The 19,039-nt window shown below is 68.7% G+C and carries 15 protein-coding genes and 1 tRNA gene; 9 read left to right on the top strand and 7 right to left on the bottom strand.

The annotated features are described in order from the left end of the window. Positions 1–39: 39 nt before the first annotated feature. The gene (gene hrpB / locus FM051_RS23295) at positions 40–2,382 is read right to left on the bottom strand and encodes an ATP-dependent helicase HrpB (protein WP_238412590.1); all 2,343 of its coding nucleotides are present in this window, start codon (positions 2,380–2,382) and stop codon (positions 40–42) included. 20 nt (positions 2,383–2,402) lie between these two features. Between hrpB and FM051_RS23290 the strand changes: the two genes are divergently transcribed. From FM051_RS23290 to FM051_RS23270, 5 genes are all read left to right on the top strand, one after another. Then, positions 2,403–3,503: a glycosyltransferase gene (locus FM051_RS23290; RefSeq protein ID WP_158846742.1), complete on the top strand. Its 1,101-nt coding sequence runs from the start codon at positions 2,403–2,405 to the stop codon at positions 3,501–3,503. Between the two features lie 4 nt (positions 3,504–3,507). After that, positions 3,508–4,341 (top strand): GNAT family N-acetyltransferase, encoded by an 834-nt coding sequence (locus FM051_RS23285; RefSeq protein ID WP_158846740.1) that lies wholly within the window; start codon positions 3,508–3,510, stop codon positions 4,339–4,341. 61 nt (positions 4,342–4,402) lie between these two features. Beyond that, the gene (locus tag FM051_RS23280) at positions 4,403–5,710 is read left to right on the top strand and encodes an MFS transporter (protein WP_158846738.1); all 1,308 of its coding nucleotides are present in this window, start codon (positions 4,403–4,405) and stop codon (positions 5,708–5,710) included. 67 nt (positions 5,711–5,777) lie between these two features. Continuing rightward, a complete protein-coding gene (locus tag FM051_RS23275) occupies positions 5,778–6,536 on the top strand; it encodes a DsbA family protein (RefSeq protein ID WP_158846736.1) in 759 nt (252 codons plus the stop codon). Between the two features lie 140 nt (positions 6,537–6,676). Continuing rightward, positions 6,677–6,749: transfer RNA gene (locus FM051_RS23270), tRNA-Ala, on the top strand. A gap of 206 nt (positions 6,750–6,955) precedes the next feature. Here FM051_RS23270 and FM051_RS23265 read toward each other — a convergent pair. Then, positions 6,956–8,488, bottom strand: a complete 1,533-nt coding sequence (locus tag FM051_RS23265; protein WP_158846734.1) for a tyrosine-type recombinase/integrase — start codon at positions 8,486–8,488, stop codon at positions 6,956–6,958. A gap of 1 nt (position 8,489) precedes the next feature. On the opposite strand from FM051_RS23265, the gene FM051_RS23260 reads away from it, so the two are divergent. Together FM051_RS23260 and FM051_RS23255 are read left to right on the top strand one after the other, a co-directional pair. After that, the gene (locus FM051_RS23260) at positions 8,490–8,768 is read left to right on the top strand and encodes a hypothetical protein (protein WP_158846732.1); all 279 of its coding nucleotides are present in this window, start codon (positions 8,490–8,492) and stop codon (positions 8,766–8,768) included. Between the two features lie 119 nt (positions 8,769–8,887). Beyond that, positions 8,888–9,280, top strand: coding sequence for a helix-turn-helix domain-containing protein (locus FM051_RS23255; protein WP_158846730.1), 393 nt, complete (start codon positions 8,888–8,890; stop codon positions 9,278–9,280). A gap of 285 nt (positions 9,281–9,565) precedes the next feature. On the opposite strand, the gene FM051_RS23250 is transcribed toward FM051_RS23255, so the two are convergent. Together FM051_RS23250 and FM051_RS23245 are read right to left on the bottom strand one after the other, a co-directional pair. After that, a complete protein-coding gene (locus tag FM051_RS23250) occupies positions 9,566–10,837 on the bottom strand; it encodes a plasmid pRiA4b ORF-3 family protein (protein ID WP_158846728.1) in 1,272 nt (423 codons plus the stop codon). Positions 10,838–10,903: 66 nt separating this feature from the next. Next, entirely contained in the window at positions 10,904–11,374 is a 471-nt protein-coding gene (locus FM051_RS23245; RefSeq protein WP_158846726.1) for a UPF0158 family protein, read from the bottom strand. Between the two features lie 119 nt (positions 11,375–11,493). On the opposite strand from FM051_RS23245, the gene FM051_RS23240 reads away from it, so the two are divergent. Together FM051_RS23240 and FM051_RS23235 are read left to right on the top strand one after the other, a co-directional pair. Further along, the gene (locus FM051_RS23240) at positions 11,494–14,064 is read left to right on the top strand and encodes an SEC-C metal-binding domain-containing protein (RefSeq protein WP_202918976.1); all 2,571 of its coding nucleotides are present in this window, start codon (positions 11,494–11,496) and stop codon (positions 14,062–14,064) included. A 28-nt stretch (positions 14,065–14,092) separates the two neighbouring features. Then, complete coding sequence (locus tag FM051_RS23235; protein WP_158846724.1) at positions 14,093–14,434, top strand: hypothetical protein; 342 nt, start codon at positions 14,093–14,095, stop codon at positions 14,432–14,434. 281 nt (positions 14,435–14,715) lie between these two features. On the opposite strand, the gene FM051_RS23230 is transcribed toward FM051_RS23235, so the two are convergent. From FM051_RS23230 to FM051_RS23220, 3 genes are all read right to left on the bottom strand, one after another. Next, positions 14,716–16,116: a hypothetical protein gene (locus FM051_RS23230; RefSeq protein ID WP_158846722.1), complete on the bottom strand. Its 1,401-nt coding sequence runs from the start codon at positions 16,114–16,116 to the stop codon at positions 14,716–14,718. A gap of 223 nt (positions 16,117–16,339) precedes the next feature. Next, entirely contained in the window at positions 16,340–16,711 is a 372-nt protein-coding gene (locus FM051_RS23225; RefSeq protein WP_238412589.1) for a hypothetical protein, read from the bottom strand. Between the two features lie 508 nt (positions 16,712–17,219). Further along, a complete protein-coding gene (locus FM051_RS23220; protein WP_158846720.1) occupies positions 17,220–18,974 on the bottom strand; it encodes a hypothetical protein in 1,755 nt (584 codons plus the stop codon). Positions 18,975–19,039 lie beyond the last annotated feature (65 nt).

The following is a 19,039-nucleotide window of genomic DNA, read 5'->3' as shown; positions in this document are numbered from 1 at the left end:
CTATCGTCAAGTACTTGACGCGTGCCGTCAAGTGGCTGGTTATCGGCGCGCCGGGCGTGCGGTCATCGGGTCCTCCGGCCAGCGGTGCTTCGGGTAGCGGCCTCGTAGTTCGGCTCTGACCTGCGGATATCCGGTCCGCCAGAACGACGCCAGGTCGCCGGTCACGGCGGTCGGCCGACCGGCGGGGGAGAGCAGGTGCAGGACGATCGGCACCCGTCCGTCCGCCAGCCGGGGCGTCTCCGTCCAGCCGAACACCTCCTGCACCTTCACCGGCAGCACCGGTTCGGCCGCCGAGTAGTCCACCCGGATGCGTGAACCCGAAGGCACTTCCAGCCGGTCCGGCGCCAGCTCGTCGAACCGCACCGCCGCCGGCCACGGCAGCAACCGCCGCACGACCTGCTCACCGCTGATCCGCGCCAGGTCCGCCTTCCGCCGCGCGTCACCGACGTCCACCACGGCCAGCAGCGCCTCGTCGTCCACCGAAGGCCACGGATCGCCGATCACCCGGTGCAGGAACGCCATCCGCTCACGCGTGCGCAACCCGTCCGCGTCCCACCGCAGCAGCCCCACGCCCTCCGTGCGCAAGCCCTCCAGCAGCGCACGCCGGATCGCCTCGCGGTCGTGCAACGGCTTGCTGGACAACGTGATCGCGCCCAGCTTGCGCAGCCGGTTCGCCACCACGTCACCGTCCCACCGCACATCGTCTTCAGAAGCCAACAGGGACGAAGCGGCCGTCACCGCCAGCTCCTCGTCCGCCCGCGCGGCCAACCTGATCCGGCCGTGCGCGCGACCCGCCTCCCGGTCGGCTACCGCCACCGCGAGCCACTCGGCGTCGGCCAACCCGCTGCCCGGCGGCAGCTCCACCGCCGTGCCACCGGCCATCAGGTACACCGGCGAACCCGGAGAACGCCTGCGCGCCAACCGCTCGGGGTAGGCGAGGGCGACCACCAACGCCGGGTCGCCGTCACCCGAGCCCTGCACCATCGCGGCCAGGCGGCGCACCTCGCGCGGGTCGGCGTCACGGATCGCCAACTCGACCCCCGAGTTGGCCCGGTCGTCGTCCAGCAACGCCACCACCGAAGCGGCCTTACGCGCGCCCACGGCCGCTGCACCGTCCAGCAACGCCCGCGCCAACCGGGGGTGCAGGCCGAGGTCGGCCATCCGGCGGCCACGGTCGGTCGCACCGCTGTCGTCCAACGCGCCCAACGCCCGCAGCACCGACCGGCCCGCGTCCAACGCGCCCGGCGGCGGCGCGTCCCACCAGCCCAGACCCTCGCCGTCCGGCACGCCCCAGCACGCCAGCTCCAACGCCAACCGGGTCAGGTCGGCGGTGCGGATCTCCGGCTCGGGGTAGCGCGGCAACGTGCTGTGCTCGTGCGCGGGCCAGCACCGGTAGACCCGGCCCGGCGCCTCGCGTCCGGCCCGGCCCGCGCGCTGGTCGGCGACCGCCGCGCTGACCCGCACGGTCGCGAGCCCGGACAGCCCGCGCCGGTGGTCGACCCTGGGCACGCGCGACAACCCGGAGTCCACCACCGCCCGCACACCCGGCACGGTCAGGCTCGACTCGGCGATCGCGGTGGCCAGGACGACCCGGCGACGTGAACCGGCGCGCAACGCGTCGTCCTGTGCGCTCGTCGTGAGGCGACCGTGCAGCGGCAGCACGTCCACGTCGTTGCCGAGCAGCGCCGCGCACCGGCGGATCTCCGCCACGCCCGGCAGGAACGCCAGCACATCACCGTCCACTTCGGACAAGGCCTGGCGGATCGCGCGGGCGACGGTGGTCTCGATCCGCTCACCGCGTGCCGGCGGGGTGTGCACGAGGTCCACCGGGAACGTCCGCGCCTCCACCCGGATCACCGGGGCGTCACCGAGGAGCTGCGCCAACCGGTCCGCCGCGACGGTCGCGGACGTGGCCAGCAGCCGGAGGTCCGGCCGCAGCCCGGCGCGAGCGTCGAGCAGCAGCGCCAGCAGCAGGTCCGCGTCCAGGTGCCGCTCGTGGCACTCGTCCAGCAGCACCGTGCCGACGCCCGCCAGCTCCGGGTCGTGCTGCAACCGCCGCACCAGCAGACCGGAGGTGACCACCTCGATCCGGGTGTTCTTCGACGTCTTCCGGTCGCCGCGCACCGAGTAGCCCACGGTCTGGCCGACCGGTTCGCCGAGCAGGCTCGCCATCCGCGCGGCGGCGGCACGGGCGGCGAGCCGGCGCGGCTCGGCCACGACCACGCGACCGTCCAGCGCCAACGGCACCAACGTCGTCTTGCCCGTGCCCGGCGGCGCGACCAGGACCGCCGAACCGTGCGCGGTCAGCGTGCCCGCGATCTCGCCGAGCAGCGGGCGGATCGGCAGGTCCGGCAGGTCCACGCTGAGCCAGTGTTCCCCCATGGTTGTGCCATTGTGGACCCATGGGGATTCGGGGTGTCCTCGGCGCGGCGGTGGCCTTGGCCCGCGCGGCCGTGACGATCAAGGTCTGGCAAGAGGTCAAGCGGCTGCCCACGACACCGGTCGACGCCGGTCCCGTCACGGTCGTCGTGCCCGCGCGTGACGAGGAACGTGCCATCGACCGCTGCCTCGCCGGCCTGCGCAAGCAGGACTACGCGGGCCTGCGGATCGTGGTGGTGGACGACGCGTCGACCGACCGCACCGCCGAGATCGTGCGGCGGCACGCGGAGGAGGACCCGAGGGTGCGGCTGGTCAGCAGTTCCGGGCCGCCGTCCGGCTGGGCGGGCAAGGTGCACGCGCTGCACGTGGGCAGCGCCGACGTGGACACCGACTGGCTGCTGTTCATGGACGCCGACACCGAGGCCGCGCCCGACCTGGTCGGCAGGCTGCTCGCGGGCGCGCGCCGGCACGAGGTCGACCTGGTGTCCACCTCCGGGCGGGCGAGCCGGCCGAGCGCCGGGTGGTGGCTGCTGCTGCCGCCGGTGAACCAGCTGCTGTTCGAGACGACGACCGTCGACGGGCGGCGCGGCATGGCGTTGGCCGTCGGCCACTGCATCCTGGTCAGCCGTGCGGCGTACGAGCGGGCGGGCGGCTGGGCCGCGATCGCCGGATCGCGCGCGGACGACGTCGGCTTCGCCACCCTGGTCCGCGACACCGGCGGCCGGACGCGGTTCGTGGACGGGTCGGACTCGCTGACCACGTCGGGGCTGGACACGTTCGGCGACACGTGGGCGTCGATGCGCAAGAGCATGGTCGCCGGCACGTCCATGTATGCGAACGGGCCGGCCAGCGCGTTCCTCTCGTTGGGGTCGACCGGGCTCGCGCACATCGCGTACGGGGTCGTGCCGGTGGTGACGGCGTTGCGCGGGTCGAAGCTCGGGATGCTGGCGTGGCTGGGCCAGTCGGTGGCCGAGTGGGTGTTCCTGCGGCGCACCCGGCAGCCGCAGTCGGCCGCCGTGCTCGCGCCGCTGGCCCACGCCACGTTCGGGGCGATGTCGCTGGAGGCGGCGTGGCAGGCGCTGCACGGCACCACGAAGTGGAAGGGCCGGGACGTGCGAGGCTGACGTCGTGGTTGACCCGCTGCGCGACCCGGACGATCCCGAACTGCTCGACCCGTACCGGGCCCGTGAGCTGGCCGGGCTGGTGGAGGCCGCCCGGCTGGCGTCCGGCGCCGTCCGGTACGGCAAGGTCGGCCGGGTCGGGGTGGCCCAGGTCGTGGTGAACCGGGACAACCCGCTGCCCGGCGGCAACCACGCGTGCGCGGTGTACGGGTCGTCGGCCGAGGTCGCGGGCACGTTGATGCGGTTGGAGCAGACGTTCGCCGACGTCGGCCGGGCCGAGGCGGTGCTGTACGCGTCACCGACCACGGTGGCCGAGATCGAGGGCATCGCCGACGACACCGGGTGGCACGCGGTGGAGGAGTCGTTGGCCGTGGTGCACCGGGGTGAGGTGCGGCTGTCGCCGCTCGTGCGACCGGCGCGGGACACGGACCTCGAAGGCATCGCCGAACTGCTGGCCGACGACCTGGGGTTGGGCGGGACGCGGCTGCTGCGGCACCTCGGGCAGCGGCTGGACGACCCGCGGTGCGTGTTCGTCGTGGTGGACGACGGTATTGCCGGCTCCGCCGAGGGCGACCGCCTCGGTGGGTTCGCGTCCGGGTTCGGTGAGCGCGGGGTCGGCCTGGTCGAGCACGCGGTCGTGCGGCCGGCGCGTCGTCGTCGAGGGCTCGGTAGCGCTCTGGTCGGCGGCGTGGTGGCGGCGTTGCACGAGGCCGGGGCGTTGCTGGTGGCCTCGCACGTCGCCGAGGGTGGCGGCGGTGAGCGGTTCGTGGAGGCCTGCGGCTTCGACGTCTGCTACCCGGTGACGGCCTATGCGCGGAGAGTCGACGAGCTGCTCGATTGAGTAAACAGTTGCCGCACCCCATATCCTTAGCACAGCTAACGGTGATCGGAAGGGGCGCACAGTGCTGGGGACCGACGTGCAGTCCAAACCCCGGCTACCCGGCGAGGTGTGGGTCCTCGTCGTGGCGAGCTTCATCATCGCCCTCGGCTTCGGCATAGTCGCGCCCGTCCTGCCCGCCTACGCCAAGAGCTTCGACGTCGGCACGTTCGCCGTGTCCGCCGTGGTCAGCTCGTTCGCCCTGGTCAGGCTCCTGTTCGCGCCGATGAGCGGACGGCTGGTGAACCGGTTCGGCGAGACGTGGGTCTACATCGTCGGCATCCTCATCGTCGCGGTCGGCACCGGCGCGTGCGGCTTCGCCACCGCCTACTGGCAGCTCATCGTGTTCCGGTCGTTCGCGGGCATCGGCTCGACCATGTTCACCGTGGCCGCCGTCGGGCTGCTGATCCGGATCACGCCGGCGCCCATGCGCGGCCGGGCGTCCGGGCTGTGGGCGACCGGGTTCCTGCTCGGCAACATCGGCGGCCCGATCGTCGGCGCGGCGCTCGTGGAGATCTCCATCCAGGTGCCGTTCGTCACGTACTCGGCGGCGCTGGTGGTGGCCGCGTTCTTCGTCTGGTGGTTCCTGCGGCGGTCCACGCTCGCCGCCCTGGACAACTCGACCGAGCAGGTGTCGATGTCGGTGGGCGCGGCCGTGCGGCGGTCGGCGTACCGGGCGGCGTTGGCCTCCGGGTTCGCCAACGGCTGGGCGGTGTTCGGCATCCGGATCTCGTTGGTGCCGCTGTTCGTGGTGGAGGCGCTGCGGAGCACGCCCGCCATCGCGGGCATCTCGCTGTCGGTGTTCGCGGCGGGCAACGCCGCCGTGCTGATGATCTCCGGCAAGCTGTCCGACAGCATCGGCCGCAAGCCGATAGCGATCGCCGGGCTCGCGGTGTCCGCGATCGGCACGGTGTGGCTCGGGTTCAGCGGCAACGTGCCGACGCTCATGGCGGCCTCGCTGGTCGCGGGCATCGGCGCCGGTCTGCTCAACCCGCCGCAGAACGCCGTCGTGGCCGACGTGATCGGCGCCAAGGCCAAGGGCGGGCCGGTGCTGGCCGCGTTCCAGATGGTCACCGACTGCGGCGCCATCATCGGGCCGCTGCTCGCCGGTGTGCTGGTGGACCAGTTCTCCTACCAGGCCGCGTTCACCCTGACGGGTGCGATGGCCGTGGTGGCGTTGGTGTTCTGGCTCTTCGCGCCCGAGACCCTGCCGCGTGCGGAGGAGACGCACGTCGCGTCGGAGGTGGCCGGTGAGTCCGGTTGCCTGGACGAGGGGCCCGAGGTGCCCGTCGGTGAGCGCATCTCGGGACGGCCGCGTCAGCCGGACGCGTGAGCACTCAGGTTCCACTCAGCATCGCTCGGTAGCCTGCGGGGCGGGTTTTCACCGGGAGGACAGAGCTGTGGGTGGCGCGGAGCGCAACGCTCGGAAGAAGAAGCAGCAGCAGCGGGCGACCAAGGCGGTGGTCGCGGCGCGGGGGACGTCGAGCGACCGGACCAAGGTCATCATCGGCGTCGTGGTCGTCGTCGTGCTCGCGGTCGTCGTGATCGGCGGGGTCATCTGGACCAGGTCCAGCGCGGAGGACAACACGCTGGCCGTGCCGCAGGGGATCACCGGTGTGTCCGCGCCGATCGTCCGCGAGGGCGGTGTGGTCGTGGTGGGCAAGGACAGCGCGAAGGCCACCATCGACCTCTACGAAGACTTCCTCTGCCCCGCGTGCGGCAACTTCAAGAAGGTCTACGGCGGCCAGATCAAGCAGGAGATCGAGGCGGGCACCCTCAAGGTCAGGTACCACGCCCTGCCGTTCCTGATCAAGTACTCCGACCCGGAGGGCTACTCGCGGGACTCGGCCAACGCGGCGTTGTGCGCGGCGGACGAGAACAAGTTCTGGGAGTACCACGAGACGCTGTTCGCCGAGCAGCCCGAGGAGGGCGGTCCCGGGTACACCAAGGAGGAGTTGGTGAAGCTGGGGACGGACCTCGGGATCACCGGTGAGACGTTCAAGCAGTGCGTGGACAGCGGTGCGCACGAGAAGGACGCGCAGGCCGAGCTGGACGCCGTGAAGGCGACCGGGAACTTCGGCGGCACGCCCACCGTGATGAAGGACGGCCAGATCGTGGACTGGGACGACCAGGACTGGTTGACCAACCTGGTCAAGTAGCCGGTCGCACACCGCCGCACCCCCGCCCAGCAGCCCGGATGCCGTTGCGGGACCCCCCGATTTCGTTCACGACGGGGCCGTGTTGTACGGTATTGCCACACGAGAACGGCGGCCCCAACCGCCGGGAAACGTGCAGGCAAGGGGCTGTGGCGCAGCTGGTAGCGCATCACACTGGCAGTGTGAGGGTCAGGGGTTCGAGTCCCCTCAGCTCCACTCTTTCCTAGAGCCCGTCTGATCGAGCGGTTTCCGCTGGTCAGGCGGGTTCTTTGTGTTCTGGTCTTGATCGCCTCCTATCGCGGGCGCGTTGACCCTGTGGAGGAGAGTTGGAGGACGTTTCTCCAGCATGATCGTCTCGCGGTGGTGTGGCCTCGGTGGTTGCGGTGTCCCTCATGCCAACGGTGTGAGGGGCAGTGAATTCTTTATGCCGCAGCGGTTCCGATGAGTCGACGTCGTACGGGTTCCGGTGCGATGGGGTGCATTCGAACAATGACCGATGCGGTGGTCCATTGGCGTTGAAGGTCGTTGAGAAGCCGCTGTTCGACTTCGGGTGCGACGTGGGAGTAGACCTCGACGACGCGGTTGTGCAGGTGGTGTCCGAGTCGGCGGGCTTGGGCGATTTCGGGGGCGCCGCCGGCGATGAGCCAGGTCTTGTGGCTGTGCCGTAGTCCGTGGAATGTCAGTCCTGGCCGGATGGGCTGAGTGTGGACGCGGGCGCCTGGGTGGTCACGGTTGCCGTTGACGGCCGGGCCGAGCACGCGGCGGATGAAGGTGCTGCGCCACAGCCAGGTTCCGCTCTGCGTGGTGAACACATAGTCGACGGTGTGCCGTTGCAGGTAGGAGCGCAGCAGGCCGACGAGGAACGGCGGCAGCGTGATGGTGCGGGCGGAAGCGGCGGTCTTGGGCGGGCCGAGCCACCGTTCGTGGGTGCTTTCGTGTAGAGCGCCGATGAGCGGGTCGATGGTGAGCGTGCCGGCGTCGAGGTCGAGGTTGTCGCGGTGTAGTCCGGTGAGTTCGCCCCAGCGGCAGCCGGTCCAGGCGGCGGTGATGATGAGTAGTCCGGCGCCTTCGCCGTCGAGCTGGGTGGCTTGGTTGGCGATCCGGAGGACTTCTTCTGGGGTGGCCCAGGTCTTTTCGCGTTCGATGCGACGGGCGCGGCGTCCGCGGCGGCGTCGTCTGCGGATGAGGTTGTCGGGGATGAGGTGTTCGTCGGCGGCGTCGGTGAGCATCATCGACAGCAGTTTCACGATGCTGGCGACGGCGGTGGGTGCGTAGCCGAGCCGGTGGAGGTTGTTGATCCATTTGGTGACGCCGAGCGCGGTGATGGCGGCGAGTGGTGTGCCGCCCCACCGGATGAGGATGTGGCAGCGCAGGATGCTGCGGTAGTTGTCGATGGTGCGCGGGTCGAGATCCAGTGCGGCGAACCAGGTGGCGGCCCACTCGGCGACGGTGATCTTGCCGCGGTTCGGGTCGAGCCAGGTGTTGCGGCGCTGGTCGCTCTCGATGTCGTTGGCGTAGTTGTCGGCGGCTTGTTTGGTGGTGAATCCTGAGATGGAGGCGGTGTGTCCGTCTCCGGTGGGGTAGCGGACTCGCCACGAGTGCGGGCCGATCTGCTCTGTCCAGGCCATGGTGGTCTCCGTGCGGGATGGAGTTGGTGGGCGTCCCGGTATGCGCTGCCGGTGAGGAGCGTGCAAGTCGATCAGGTTTGTCGAACGGTGGCCGTACCCTTGTCGTGCTCGCTGTTCAATGGGCCGGTGTGCGAGCTGAACGCGTGGTCGGCAACGGTCAACCGCGCGGTTTGGCCGGTCCAGTGGCCGAAGAGACGGAGTCGTGGGGGAGTGAGGACTTCGGCGCCGTTTATCTGCTGATCGGTCTGGTTGAGACGGTCTGCCGAAGTTGTTGATCATCGTCTCCTTTGGGATCCAGGTCCGCTCAATGTCGTCGCCGACGAGCACGATGTCGATCGTTGTCGATCTTCTGCTACTACTGTCGTTCATGGTGCGGCTCACGGATCCGCTCAACGACACCCAGGTCGCTGTGCTGAAGTGGATTGCCGACGGATGCTCTGAGGGCGTCATGCATGGCTTTTCGTACAAGACGACAGCGAAGGCGCTGCAGGACCGGCGCCTTGTCTCGGTGTCGAGGAAGCGCGGCGCCTGGCAGGCGCAGATCACTGAGGCTGGACGCTTCTACCTGCAACACGGCCGTCATCCAGGCCCGCCTCCAACGCTCTGACCCGCATGATGGCGGGCGAGGCGGCGGTCGCCATGTCCGACAACGTGGCACGGCGTGCCGCACCACGGAACGCGGCACCCTCGGCGCCCTCAGCCATGCCGCCGACAAGGAGTCATCCCATGCGATACCGCGTCGTCGTCAGCCGCGTTCAGATCGCGGAGCGCTTCGTGCGCGCGGTGAACGAGGAAGACGCCGCCAAGAAGGTGCAGGAAGAGCTCGATCGGCCGTACGGATTCCTCGGCGGCTGGCGCACAACGGACACCGACCTGGATGTCGTTGCCGCGGAGAGTCCGCTGACGCAGGCGCCAGTCCCACTCTCCGAGGATGGCAGCGCACTCATGTCGATCAAACAGGCAGCCGGGCACCTGTGTCTGTCACAAGGAATGATGTACGAGCTTGTGAGGACCGGTGAGATCGAGCACGTGGCCATCGGGACGAGGAAGTTCATCAGCCGCGAAGGGCTCAAGACCTTCATCGAGGCAAACACCCGTCGAGGAGTCCGGTACCGCTGAACGCGGCTGCGGGACAACGCGGATCAGTCGGAGGCGCGCACCGTCGGCTGGTGCGACGCGGTGGGCACGACGACGGCGATGCGGGTCTATCGGGGCTGGGTCGAGAGTGCGGGCCTGCGACCGAGCCGAAACGGTCTATGTCAGCTGGACCAGGGACCGTCGGCGACTGCGGTTCTCCAAGTCGGGAAACCCGAACATCGAGCGGGCGTACCGCACTCACTGGCTATCGCCGAAGCCCAACGGGGACGCGAACCGCGGCGACGACTGAGCCGATGGTGACCTGCGTCAGTGCCGGGCAACGATCGAACCAGCCTGCGACATGGCGATGAGACGTCGGTTGGCCTCATCGGGGGCGAAGTGAGTGGGATCGAGCTGGTTGCGGTCGTCGAGGCCGAGCCAGTCGAGCATGTCCTGGTGTTCCCCGTGACCAGGATCGGTGAGGATCTCGACCAGCCGCGCATAGCCCGGCCAGCCCCCGACATCCTCCGGTGGGCAGGCGCCCTGGCCTGCAACGCACAGCGGGTAGGTCATGCCCGGCTTGGCGACGGTCGCTTCCTCGATGGTGACTTCGTGTTCCCAGCCATCGCCGAAGTCGTAGATGTACACGAGGCGGTGACCCGGCTTCACAAGGTCGTTCAACCTCGTTGTGCGTTCGTCGCGGTACCGCAGTTCGGCATCGGGAACGCCGTAGTACGTCTGCCCATCGATGAAGGCGTGCAGGTGTGAGTTCTGCCAGCCCATCGCGGCCTGGATGACCTCGTGCAGGCGGTCGAGCCGGACTGAGGCCGCAACCAGCACCCGCCGCCACACCGACGGGTTCGCCACCCCCGTCAGGGTGATCTTCATCTGGTAGATGGCGTCACCGGGCGTCGACTCGCCCAGGAGCCGGCGCATACCGGCCCGGCCGAGTTCGGTCAGTCCCACCGCCCCGTTCTCGATCGTCACCGCGCCCAGCCGTCGCAGGACATCGAGCGCCATTCCTGTGTCACGATCGTTGCAGGCGCGCCAGTGGCCGAGTTGGGTTTCGGTGGCGTGATCCAGGACGTATGGCGCGGTCACGACGTTCCACGTCGTCGCGCAGACATTTGGGATGGAGATAGCACGATCGGCGCCGTACAACGAGGTCAACACGGCGCGGATGCCGATGGCGAACTCCCGGCGCAGCAGCGACTCGCCGAAACCGGAGGGCAGGAACGCCTCGCCCAGCTGATCGAACAACGTGAACAGCGTGAGCCACAAGGTCGGCGCGTCATCGAGCAGAGCCGCGTTCTTCTTCACCGGAACCAGCCGGTTGCCCGTTTTGCGCACGAGCCGCGCCGACTTGGCCCACTCCACGACAAGCATGAGGTGGAGCAGTTCCTGGCTTGAGGCGGTCCGGAAAACGCGATCGCCGATAGTCGGGTCGATCACGTCGCCGGTGCCCAGCATCTCCACCAGCATCCGAGCGTCAGCCAGGGTGATGCGCCCTGTCTGGGTGAGCTTGCGACCTGCACCCACCCAGTTGACGAACGCACGCATCTGCCCGATCAGTTCTGTCCTCTCCGCTGAAAACACCATGCCGCACCCTCTCATCCCTGTGGGCCGTCCACGCGCGGCCATGCCGCCGGGCGACTCGGCTGTCCATCAGGGAATGTCTGGGGTGGGGTGCTCTGCGATGTACTGGGTGGCGTCGTCGTCATCGATGAGTGAGTTGTCGGCCAGCCACTGGACCGCGCGGTGACGGGCTCGGGCGTCGCGGAAGGCGTACCAGACCGGCAGCAGCTCCGGATACTCCTCGTGCAGTTCGACTTTGAATCTGCGGAAGGCGCCTCTTCCCTGGATCGCCCGCATGAGTCGCCGCTGAGCGCGCTCGTCATTGACGAGTTCGGCGAAGTCGGCCATGTCCTGGTACCAGACGTACGAGGGCAGTGGGTCGATGCAGATTTCGTCCAGGTCGTCGAGGTCGACGGGTGTCTTGCCGTCGATGCCCAAGTCGGACGTCCAGAACACGACTTCCCCGGTGTCCGGGTTGATCAGCCACCGGTGTTCGTAGTCGGTCTGGTCTGACAGCGCGTGCGCGATCTCGTCCAGGTCAAGTCGACTCAGATCCAGCATTCGAACCACGGTAGCGTCACTGGCGAGATCTGCCAGGTCTGCTGGGGCGGGTACTGTGTTCGGCCGTGGCTGACTCCTTCCTTTCCACGGGTTCGACGCTTGTCGACGTCATCGCGGGTGTGCTGGCCGAGTACGGGCCGATGGCGGAGGAGCGGCTTGGTTCCGTTCTGAACGACCGTGGTCTCGTGCTTGGGGCCGACGCGGATGAGGCGTTGGCGGAGGCGTTGGACGATGGCGCCGGTGTGCTGGCGGTGCTCACCGACGAGCGGTGGGTGTCGTTGCCGGCTTTGCTGGCCGGCCGGGTGTTCACGCGTCGGTTGAGCGGGCTGGAGGTTGAGCACGACTTTCTCGAGTCGAGCCCGGACCTGTGCCCGGTCGACATGTTGACCGAGTACGTGGGGTACCAGCTGCTGGTTGATGGCTCGCCGGTAATCGGGGTGCTGCCGGGGCTCGACGACGACACGCTGGCGGCGCGAGGTGTGCCACCAGAGGTGGTGGATGACCTCGGCGCTTTGTTGCTGTCGGCCGGCTATCTGGTGGGTAAAGGGCTGAGCGAGGGCGACGTGATCTCGGTGCGGGTCACGGCGCAGGGGCTGCTGCTGGAGGCCGTGCCGGACGAGGTGATGTCGACGGAAGGGCTGGCCGTTGTGGGGCGCCGGCTGTCGCAGGTACTGGCAGCACGATCCAACGAGCCTGTGTTGCTGGATGCGGCGGTCTGGACGGCGTGCGCGGACGATGCCACGTTGTTCACCGAGCCGCTGCCTCCGCTCGGGGAGGTGCTGGAGGCGTGCGGGTTGGTGTGCGATGGCGAGTGGCTGGCCCCGCCGGGGTTCGACTTCCGGCGGTGGCGCGCGAACGCACGACGCACGGCGATCGCCGTGCGGCACGATCTGGATGACGACGAGGCGTTCGCGGTCCTGGCGATCGCCGCGCTGTACGAGCGGGTCGCCGACTTGCACGCCGCGGCGTCGGAAACGCACGAGGGCGGCGGTGACGCCGCGTTGACCGCGTTCGCCACCGAGATGACCGGCCAGCCGGAGCCTTCCCGGACCGGATCCGGTACCGGTTCAGGCGCTGTGGTCCGGTCGGTCCTGCCCGTGCTGGCCGAGCCCGCCGTGGCTGCGGCGGTCCTGGCTGAGACGGTCGGAGCCGGTAGTGACGGCGCGGCGGCGCTGGGGTTGTTCGCCGAGACGCTCGAGCCGCTGGCACCACGCGCTGCCCGGCCGGCGTTGTGGTGGCTGCGTGGCAAGGCCCACGAGCGGCTAGGTGACGCCGCTTCGGCTGAGGCCGACTACGAGGCTGCGGAGTCGCTGGATCCGCAGTGGCCGCCGGCACTGGTCGCGCTCGCCCGCTACGCCGGCGATCGCGGTGATGCGACCAGAGGACTTGATTTGCTGCGCCGCGCTGGGGCCTCGCCGGACCATCCGCTGGTCAGGCTGCTCGAGCGGTTCGAGGCCGGGCCCCGCTCGGATGTCGGCCGCAATGATCCGTGTTGGTGCGGTTCCGGTCGCAAGTACAAGAAGTGCCACCTCCACCGTGAGCAGCTCTCGTTGGACGAGCGCGCTGGGTGGCTGTACCAGAAGGCGGGCATGTTCCTAACCGACAGTTCCTGGCGTGCTGAGGTGGCGGACGTCGCGCGGGAGCGGGTGGAGTTCGCTGACAGTCCCCATCGTCTGCTTGACGCGCTGGCTGACCCGCTGGTCACCGACGCGGTGCTGTTCGAGGGTGGCGGGTTCGCGGAGTTCGTGGCCGCTCGGGGCGCGTTGCTCCCTGAGGACGAGCGGCTGCTGGCCGAGCAGTGGCTGCTCGTCGATCGTTCCGTGTTCGAGGTCGAACAGGTCCGCCACGGCGAGGGCTTGACGGTGCGAGACGTGCGCACCGGCGACGTCCATCAGGTCCGGGAGCGTACGGCCAGCCGGCAGCTGAAGGTCGGTGCGCTGATCTGTGCCCGGATCGTGCCCGCCGGCGACACGACGCAGATCTTCGGCGGCATCGAACCTGTCGAGCTGCATGAGCGCGACGAGCTCATTTCGCTGCTGGACGCCAAGCCCGATCCGGTCGACCTGGTTTCCTTCCTCACCCGACGGTTCGCGCCGCCCGCACTGCGCAACACCGAAGGCGACCCACTGGTGCTGTGCGAAGTCATCTTGCGGACCGGTGATCCGGCCGCGTTGGTCGCCGAACTGGACGAGACCTACGCACGCGATGCCAACGCGGACACCCCGCAGTGGTCCGAACACCTCACGGACGGACCTGTCCGCGCGACCCTGCGCCTCGACGGGGCTGACCTGACCGTGCACACCAACAGCGAGGCCCGGCTCGACCGTGTGCTGGGCACACTGCGAAAGCTCGACCCGACGCTCACCGTCGTCGAGGAGTCCCGCCAACCCGCGCGCAACACACGCGAAGTGGCCGCTGTCACGCCCGGTGCTCAGTCCGGCGCGGTCGAACCGCTTGACCCAGCCGATCCCGAGGTCGCGGCCGTGCTCGATCGGTTCGTCCGCGACTACGAGCGGAAGTGGCTCGACGAGCCCATCCCCGCCCTGGCCGGACACACACCCCGGCAAGCCGCCGCCGACCCCACCCGGCGCGACGACCTGATCCGGCTACTTGGCTCCTTCCCCAGCCACCCGGACAAACCTGGCCTCATGAACCCCGACCGCCTACGCGCCGCGCTCGACCTGCGTTAGCAAGACCGTGCAGCCACGCCGTCACCGCATGCGCAAGCCGGCCCGTCTGGACTCCGCGCGGGCCTGGTGCCGCTCCGGCGCGCAAGTCACCGTGGGCACCTTCGCCAAGCGCTACGGCGTCGACCGCTACACCGCCTATGAAGAACTCACCGCGATCGGCTTCCCACTGCCAGCCACCACGTCGAAATGGGCGCGACGACCGCCCCCAGCTCCGCGCACGACACGCCGGCACACCGACGACCCCGACGACACGCGATTCGCCGACCCGGACTGGGCCTGGGGGGACGGCCGGCGGATGTTCGTCGTGGGCCACACCGCCGGCGGTGCTCCGTTCGGCTGCTGGGAGGACGAGCTCGAAGACTCGCCGTAGGCGATGGCGTGGCTGCGTGGCCTCCGGCCGTCGCTCGCGGATAGCCGGGCGGTCACCGGTACGACAAGGCCATCATGATGCTCCGGCGGCGTCCCTGACGCCTACCATGCCATCGGCGACGCGACCGGCTTCGGAACCTACCTCGCCCGCCTACGAGACCGGCACAAACGCAAGACCGCGTTCATCGCCAAGCTCGACCACGCCGACCTGTGACGCCGCGATATGCGTCCAAACGGCCTTGCAGACCATGGTGACAGATGTCGGCCGGCGGAATCGGCGGCCTATTCGGTGACGCGGGCGAGGTAGTCGGGGCCGGTGTTGTCCACGGTGATCTGCGGGTGTGGTTGGCCCTCGGCGTAGGGCAGGCAGCGTTCGGCCAGTTCCGGTGGGGTGGTGTTGCGTGTGGCCAGCCAGCGGGTCCAGTCGGGTAGCAGGGCGACCAGTTGTTTGGCGAAGTCGTCGAGGTAGTAGCCGTGCACGTGCCGCACGAACAGGGCGACGCGGTGTGGGGAGCACGTGGCGAATACGGCGTCGATGTCGTTGAGGCACCAGGAGTCGGCCAGTTCGGTGGCCAGTTCGTCCAGGTCGTCCGGCAGTTCCCGCTGGCGGGAGCCGTGGGCCCGGAGCCATGTGGTGAACTTGGCTGCGGCTGTGGCCGCGTCCAGACCGCGCTCGGGTCGGGTTTGCTGCTGTCGCAGCGTTTGCTTGACGGCTTCGGTCAAACGTTTGCTGCGGTGATATTCGACGAACTGCTCCTCGTTTTCTCCGCCGGCACCTAGTAGTCCTTCCTCGGCGGGGAGCAGTTCGGTCAGCAGCCATGGGTCGTCGATCGGGGCCAGTTCCGTGCCGGCGGCCGCGGTCTGGCCGACGCCGGTCTGCCAGTCGGTCAGCGCTGCTTCTGGTGTGGGGTAGTAGCCGCTGTGGACAGTGAACGCCTGGTGTCCGCAGGCGTCGATGTCCCACAGGTACCAGCGCTCCGGCTGGTCGGCTGTGGTGATCGGAGCAGTGACGGCGAAGCGGCTGCCGTATCGGTCGCGGGTCCACAGCACCGGTCCGGTCACCGTGGGGCCGGGTGGCGCGGCCGGTAGCACCTGCTTGCCCATTGTGTCGCGCAACCGCATGATCGTGTCGGCTGCGGCTTCGCTGTGCGGATACGGCAAGATGTCGGATACGGCGGTGAGTACCCGCCATGGAGCACGCCAGGCGTCGCCGGTGGTCGCCTCCACTGCGGCTGCGGCCGCTGTCACCAGGGCTGGGGCCAGGTGACTCGGGCCCGGTCGGTCATCCAGCGGGGCCTGTTCCGCCTCGCTCAACAGCGCTCCCACCCGCAGACACAAGGCGTCTTCCACGATCATGTCGGGTTGGTTCGCCACGACCGTCACGAGGTCGGTGACCAGATCCGTTGCCGCGGCGGCGGCCCGCGACCTCCGCCCCGCGTGGACCTGCTCACGGTAGGCGGTCAGACCCCGCATTGCCTCCGCCAGCTCACCGCGGTCATGGTCGCTCAGAACAGCAGCGGATCCGCGCTGGCCCATCCGGGCCGGCTTCAGTGGCCGACCGGACTTGCCGGGCTTCTTCTTCCGTTTCCGAGACACAGGCACCCGCCGAAGCATAGGCACCTGGTCCCGACTGTCCGCCGCTTGGGGCCACCATGCCGACATGCCCTGGTCGACCAGCACCATCACCTCGTACTTGGGCTACGCAACTTGGTGGATGCGGGCACCAATCTTTCGTTGAGATCACTCGCTACCGCTTTCGTCTGACCCGGGATGATCAGGGGCGACACGGCGTCTGGATAAGCGAACGGCCAGTGGCGACCGGTCATAAGCCGCTCCGGCGTTGAGCAGGATCGCTGGTCATCTCGGTACTGTGTCGCCCAGCGGTGCGGTCACGGGTACTCGCTCACTACCCGTCCAGTCGCTCGGCGCGGGCAAAGGGCTCCGCCCGGAAGCTGGAGTCGTCTCCCATGTGGAAGAACAGATGTCCCTCGACTTTCGCGTCATCGACGAGGTACGCCCAGCCACGTCCGCTGACCTGGTCGCCTTCGTCGTCGCCATCCCAGGTGAACTCGACGCCGACACGGCCGTCCCGTTCGGCCGGGCGGCAGTCCAGCTCACCGCGGACGGCGATGAAACCGAACTGGCCGCCACCGTCCCGGGTGAACTCGATGAACCCCGGCTCGACCAGGTCGATGGCATCGCGGTCCCAACCGCTCATCTCCACGATCCGCCACCGACCGGTCAAGGACGCCATGGACCTCGGAACACCCCGTGCCATGAGGCGTCATGGTAGTCACCGCGTGGAGGATCGGTTCACGGTGCCGCCATGTGATGGCGCACCTCGAACCGCCAGTACGTGAACCGCCCCGGATTCCGTGGAGACTGTGATGTGTCCTGGTCTGGACCGTTATCGTGTTCGGCGCTTGTATGGGCTGGGGCCCAAGGCTTGCACACCGCGCGGGGTGGAGCAGGACTGGAGCACGGCGTGGAGTGGAACGGCGTGTGGCGACGCGCAGTGGCGCCGAACGGCGGTGAACGGCATCGGTCGACCTGACGGTTCTCCGTTTGCGCAGGTCAGCGTACTGGTCGGTCCGGGCTGGCAGAGTGAGGCTCAGCTTGTTGGCTGCACTTCGCCGTAGTTGGCATGGATTGGCGGTTGTTGGGCGCAGTTCGTTGTGTGGTGCGGTTCGTGCGTCTCGGGTGTGACTGCGGCGCGCGGATCGTCTGGTGGGACCAGGCCCTGGCGGGTGTCCTGAGCCGCGCACCCTGATTTGCGGGGGCAGTGGTCAGATCGTGGCCTCGGATCCAGTCGGTTCGGTAGACCTCGTGCCGGCACTCTCGCTCTTCTCGCCCGTCTCAATGGAGGCGTAGCGCCGCCGTTGAAGCTCATCGCGTTCAGCGTCCGGGATCGTCATCGACTCGGCAAGTACGGCGGCGAGCGCGTCCACTTGAGTGTTGTCGATGTCGGCGTGGAAGAGCCACCGGATGTTCTCGTCGCGCGTGATGAGGTCGATCGCCAAGCGTGAGCTTCTGTCCTGTGTGGTTGTTGCTCGGACGTATCGCACCTGGTCGATCGGGATGTCTTGACGGATCTCGGCTTGCTCGAGGAACGCATTTGTCTTGGCCGTGATGATGCGGCGATCCGTGACGGCGACCAGTGTCTTTGCCGTGGCCTTATCCCTCGCTGCCGCCAACTTCTCCTTCGCTCCGCCGACGATCGCGGAAATGGGACCGAGGGTATCGAGCTGGTCAGGGAAGCCGAGGACACGTAGGGCCTCACCGTCCTCGAAGAGCCATCGCAGAATGCGAAGGTACGGCGCTGAATCCAGCGATTCGGGTGCGCAGACGACGCCCGGAGCCTCGAGCGGAGGGGCCGGCGGATGGAGAGTGTCGGCAAGAGGCTCGATCGCCTCCAGAAGCCGGGCGGAGACTTCGCGGGCTGCCTTCACGTCCTTCCGCTTCCCCGGCAGTGGCCATGCGTCGGGGCCGCGGAGCTTGGCGGTGATCCGCAGCTCCCGCGTCAGCGCGTTGACGAGGCTCGTCGTCTCGGCGAGAGCGGAGTCGAACTCCGCGCGGGTGTCGCGCGCGATGATCTCGGCGTATTGCGCCTCGGCGGCGTCTTCGCGTCCAGCGGCTCTCGCCCTTGCGGCGCGAAGCGCGTGATACCCGGTCCATGCCTTGAGGGAGGACAGGAGGGCGTAGACGTCGAAGGCGATCGCCTCGGCGTTCGTCTGCAGATACTCGCGGTGGCTGCGTGCGTCGGCCTGACCGATCTGCCTGACGTGGTCGCGGGCGTTCCCCTGGTAGAGCTCAAGCTGCTTCTGCAGCAGCGCTCCACTGCCCGCGACGTCCTCCCACAGGGACGTCGGGACCGACTCGATCTCTCGCGCCTGGTCGACCGCGCGATCGATGGCGGCGACGAGCCCTGTCAGTTCGGCCCACTGATCCTTGCGGATGGTGGTGAGGACCTGACTGGTCACCGCGAGGTTGGTCCTGACGAGGCCCGAGAGCTCACTCAGCATCATCTGAAGGCCGACCATAGCCAGCGCCGGCCCGATCGAGGCCGCGGTCTGCGCCTTGCTCACCGCATTCACGGGGGAGAAGCGGGCTTGATGCAGGATGCGGCCGGAAACCATCACCGCTCCGAGGTTCCCGCCGTCCTTGACGGCGAGCGTCGCGCCGTTGTTCAGCAGGGCCTGTGCAGTGTTGCCGATCCTGTAGAGCCCCTGCACGCTGGCGAACGCGTTTCCGAGATTGCCGACCACGGTCGCCGCGTTCCCGATCGAGGCGAGGATCGCTGAGATCTGCTTGCGGTCGGCAGCCGGCACGATCCCGAAGTCGATCAGATCGGGCTTCAGCTCCGGCGGGACCTCACCGGCGACGACAGCCACTCCTGGGAGCACCTCCACCAGGATCGTCGACGTCGTCGAGTCGATGTCCGAGTCGGACGTCGGATCGTCCACGACAGGTGAGTCGGTGGTATCGCTCCGGCCGTTCTCCTCAGGCTCGGCGATCTCCATCGAGTCCGAAGGGTCCTGCATGCGATCTCCTCCCGCAGGCGCGCGCAACGGCCGGATCTCGTCGGCGTTGACTGCCGAAGTCTACG

Source organism: Saccharothrix deserti, assembly GCF_009769385.1.
GTDB lineage: Bacteria > Actinomycetota > Actinomycetes > Mycobacteriales > Pseudonocardiaceae > Actinosynnema > Actinosynnema deserti.
The sequence above is the reverse complement of the archived record's forward strand: the minus strand, read 5'-3'. Positions and strand labels throughout refer to the sequence as shown.

What these genes read in the sequence shown, in the direction of transcription:
- FM051_RS23225 (WP_238412589.1), bottom strand. Translation starts at nt 16,711, where the DNA reads ATGGCACGGGGTGTTCCGAGGTCCATGGCGTCCTTGACCGGTCGGTGG.
- FM051_RS23260 (WP_158846732.1), top strand. Translation starts at nt 8,490, where the DNA reads ATGTCGATCGTTGTCGATCTTCTGCTACTACTGTCGTTCATGGTGCGG.
- FM051_RS23230 (WP_158846722.1), bottom strand. Translation starts at nt 16,116, where the DNA reads ATGGTGCTGGTCGACCAGGGCATGTCGGCATGGTGGCCCCAAGCGGCG.
- FM051_RS23245 (WP_158846726.1), bottom strand. Translation starts at nt 11,374, where the DNA reads ATGCTGGATCTGAGTCGACTTGACCTGGACGAGATCGCGCACGCGCTG.
- FM051_RS23250 (WP_158846728.1), bottom strand. Translation starts at nt 10,837, where the DNA reads ATGGTGTTTTCAGCGGAGAGGACAGAACTGATCGGGCAGATGCGTGCG.
- FM051_RS23235 (WP_158846724.1), top strand. Translation starts at nt 14,093, where the DNA reads ATGCGCAAGCCGGCCCGTCTGGACTCCGCGCGGGCCTGGTGCCGCTCC.
- FM051_RS23290 (WP_158846742.1), top strand. Translation starts at nt 2,403, where the DNA reads ATGGGGATTCGGGGTGTCCTCGGCGCGGCGGTGGCCTTGGCCCGCGCG.
- FM051_RS23255 (WP_158846730.1), top strand. Translation starts at nt 8,888, where the DNA reads ATGCGATACCGCGTCGTCGTCAGCCGCGTTCAGATCGCGGAGCGCTTC.
- hrpB (WP_238412590.1), bottom strand. Translation starts at nt 2,382, where the DNA reads ATGGGGGAACACTGGCTCAGCGTGGACCTGCCGGACCTGCCGATCCGC.
- FM051_RS23220 (WP_158846720.1), bottom strand. Translation starts at nt 18,974, where the DNA reads ATGCAGGACCCTTCGGACTCGATGGAGATCGCCGAGCCTGAGGAGAAC.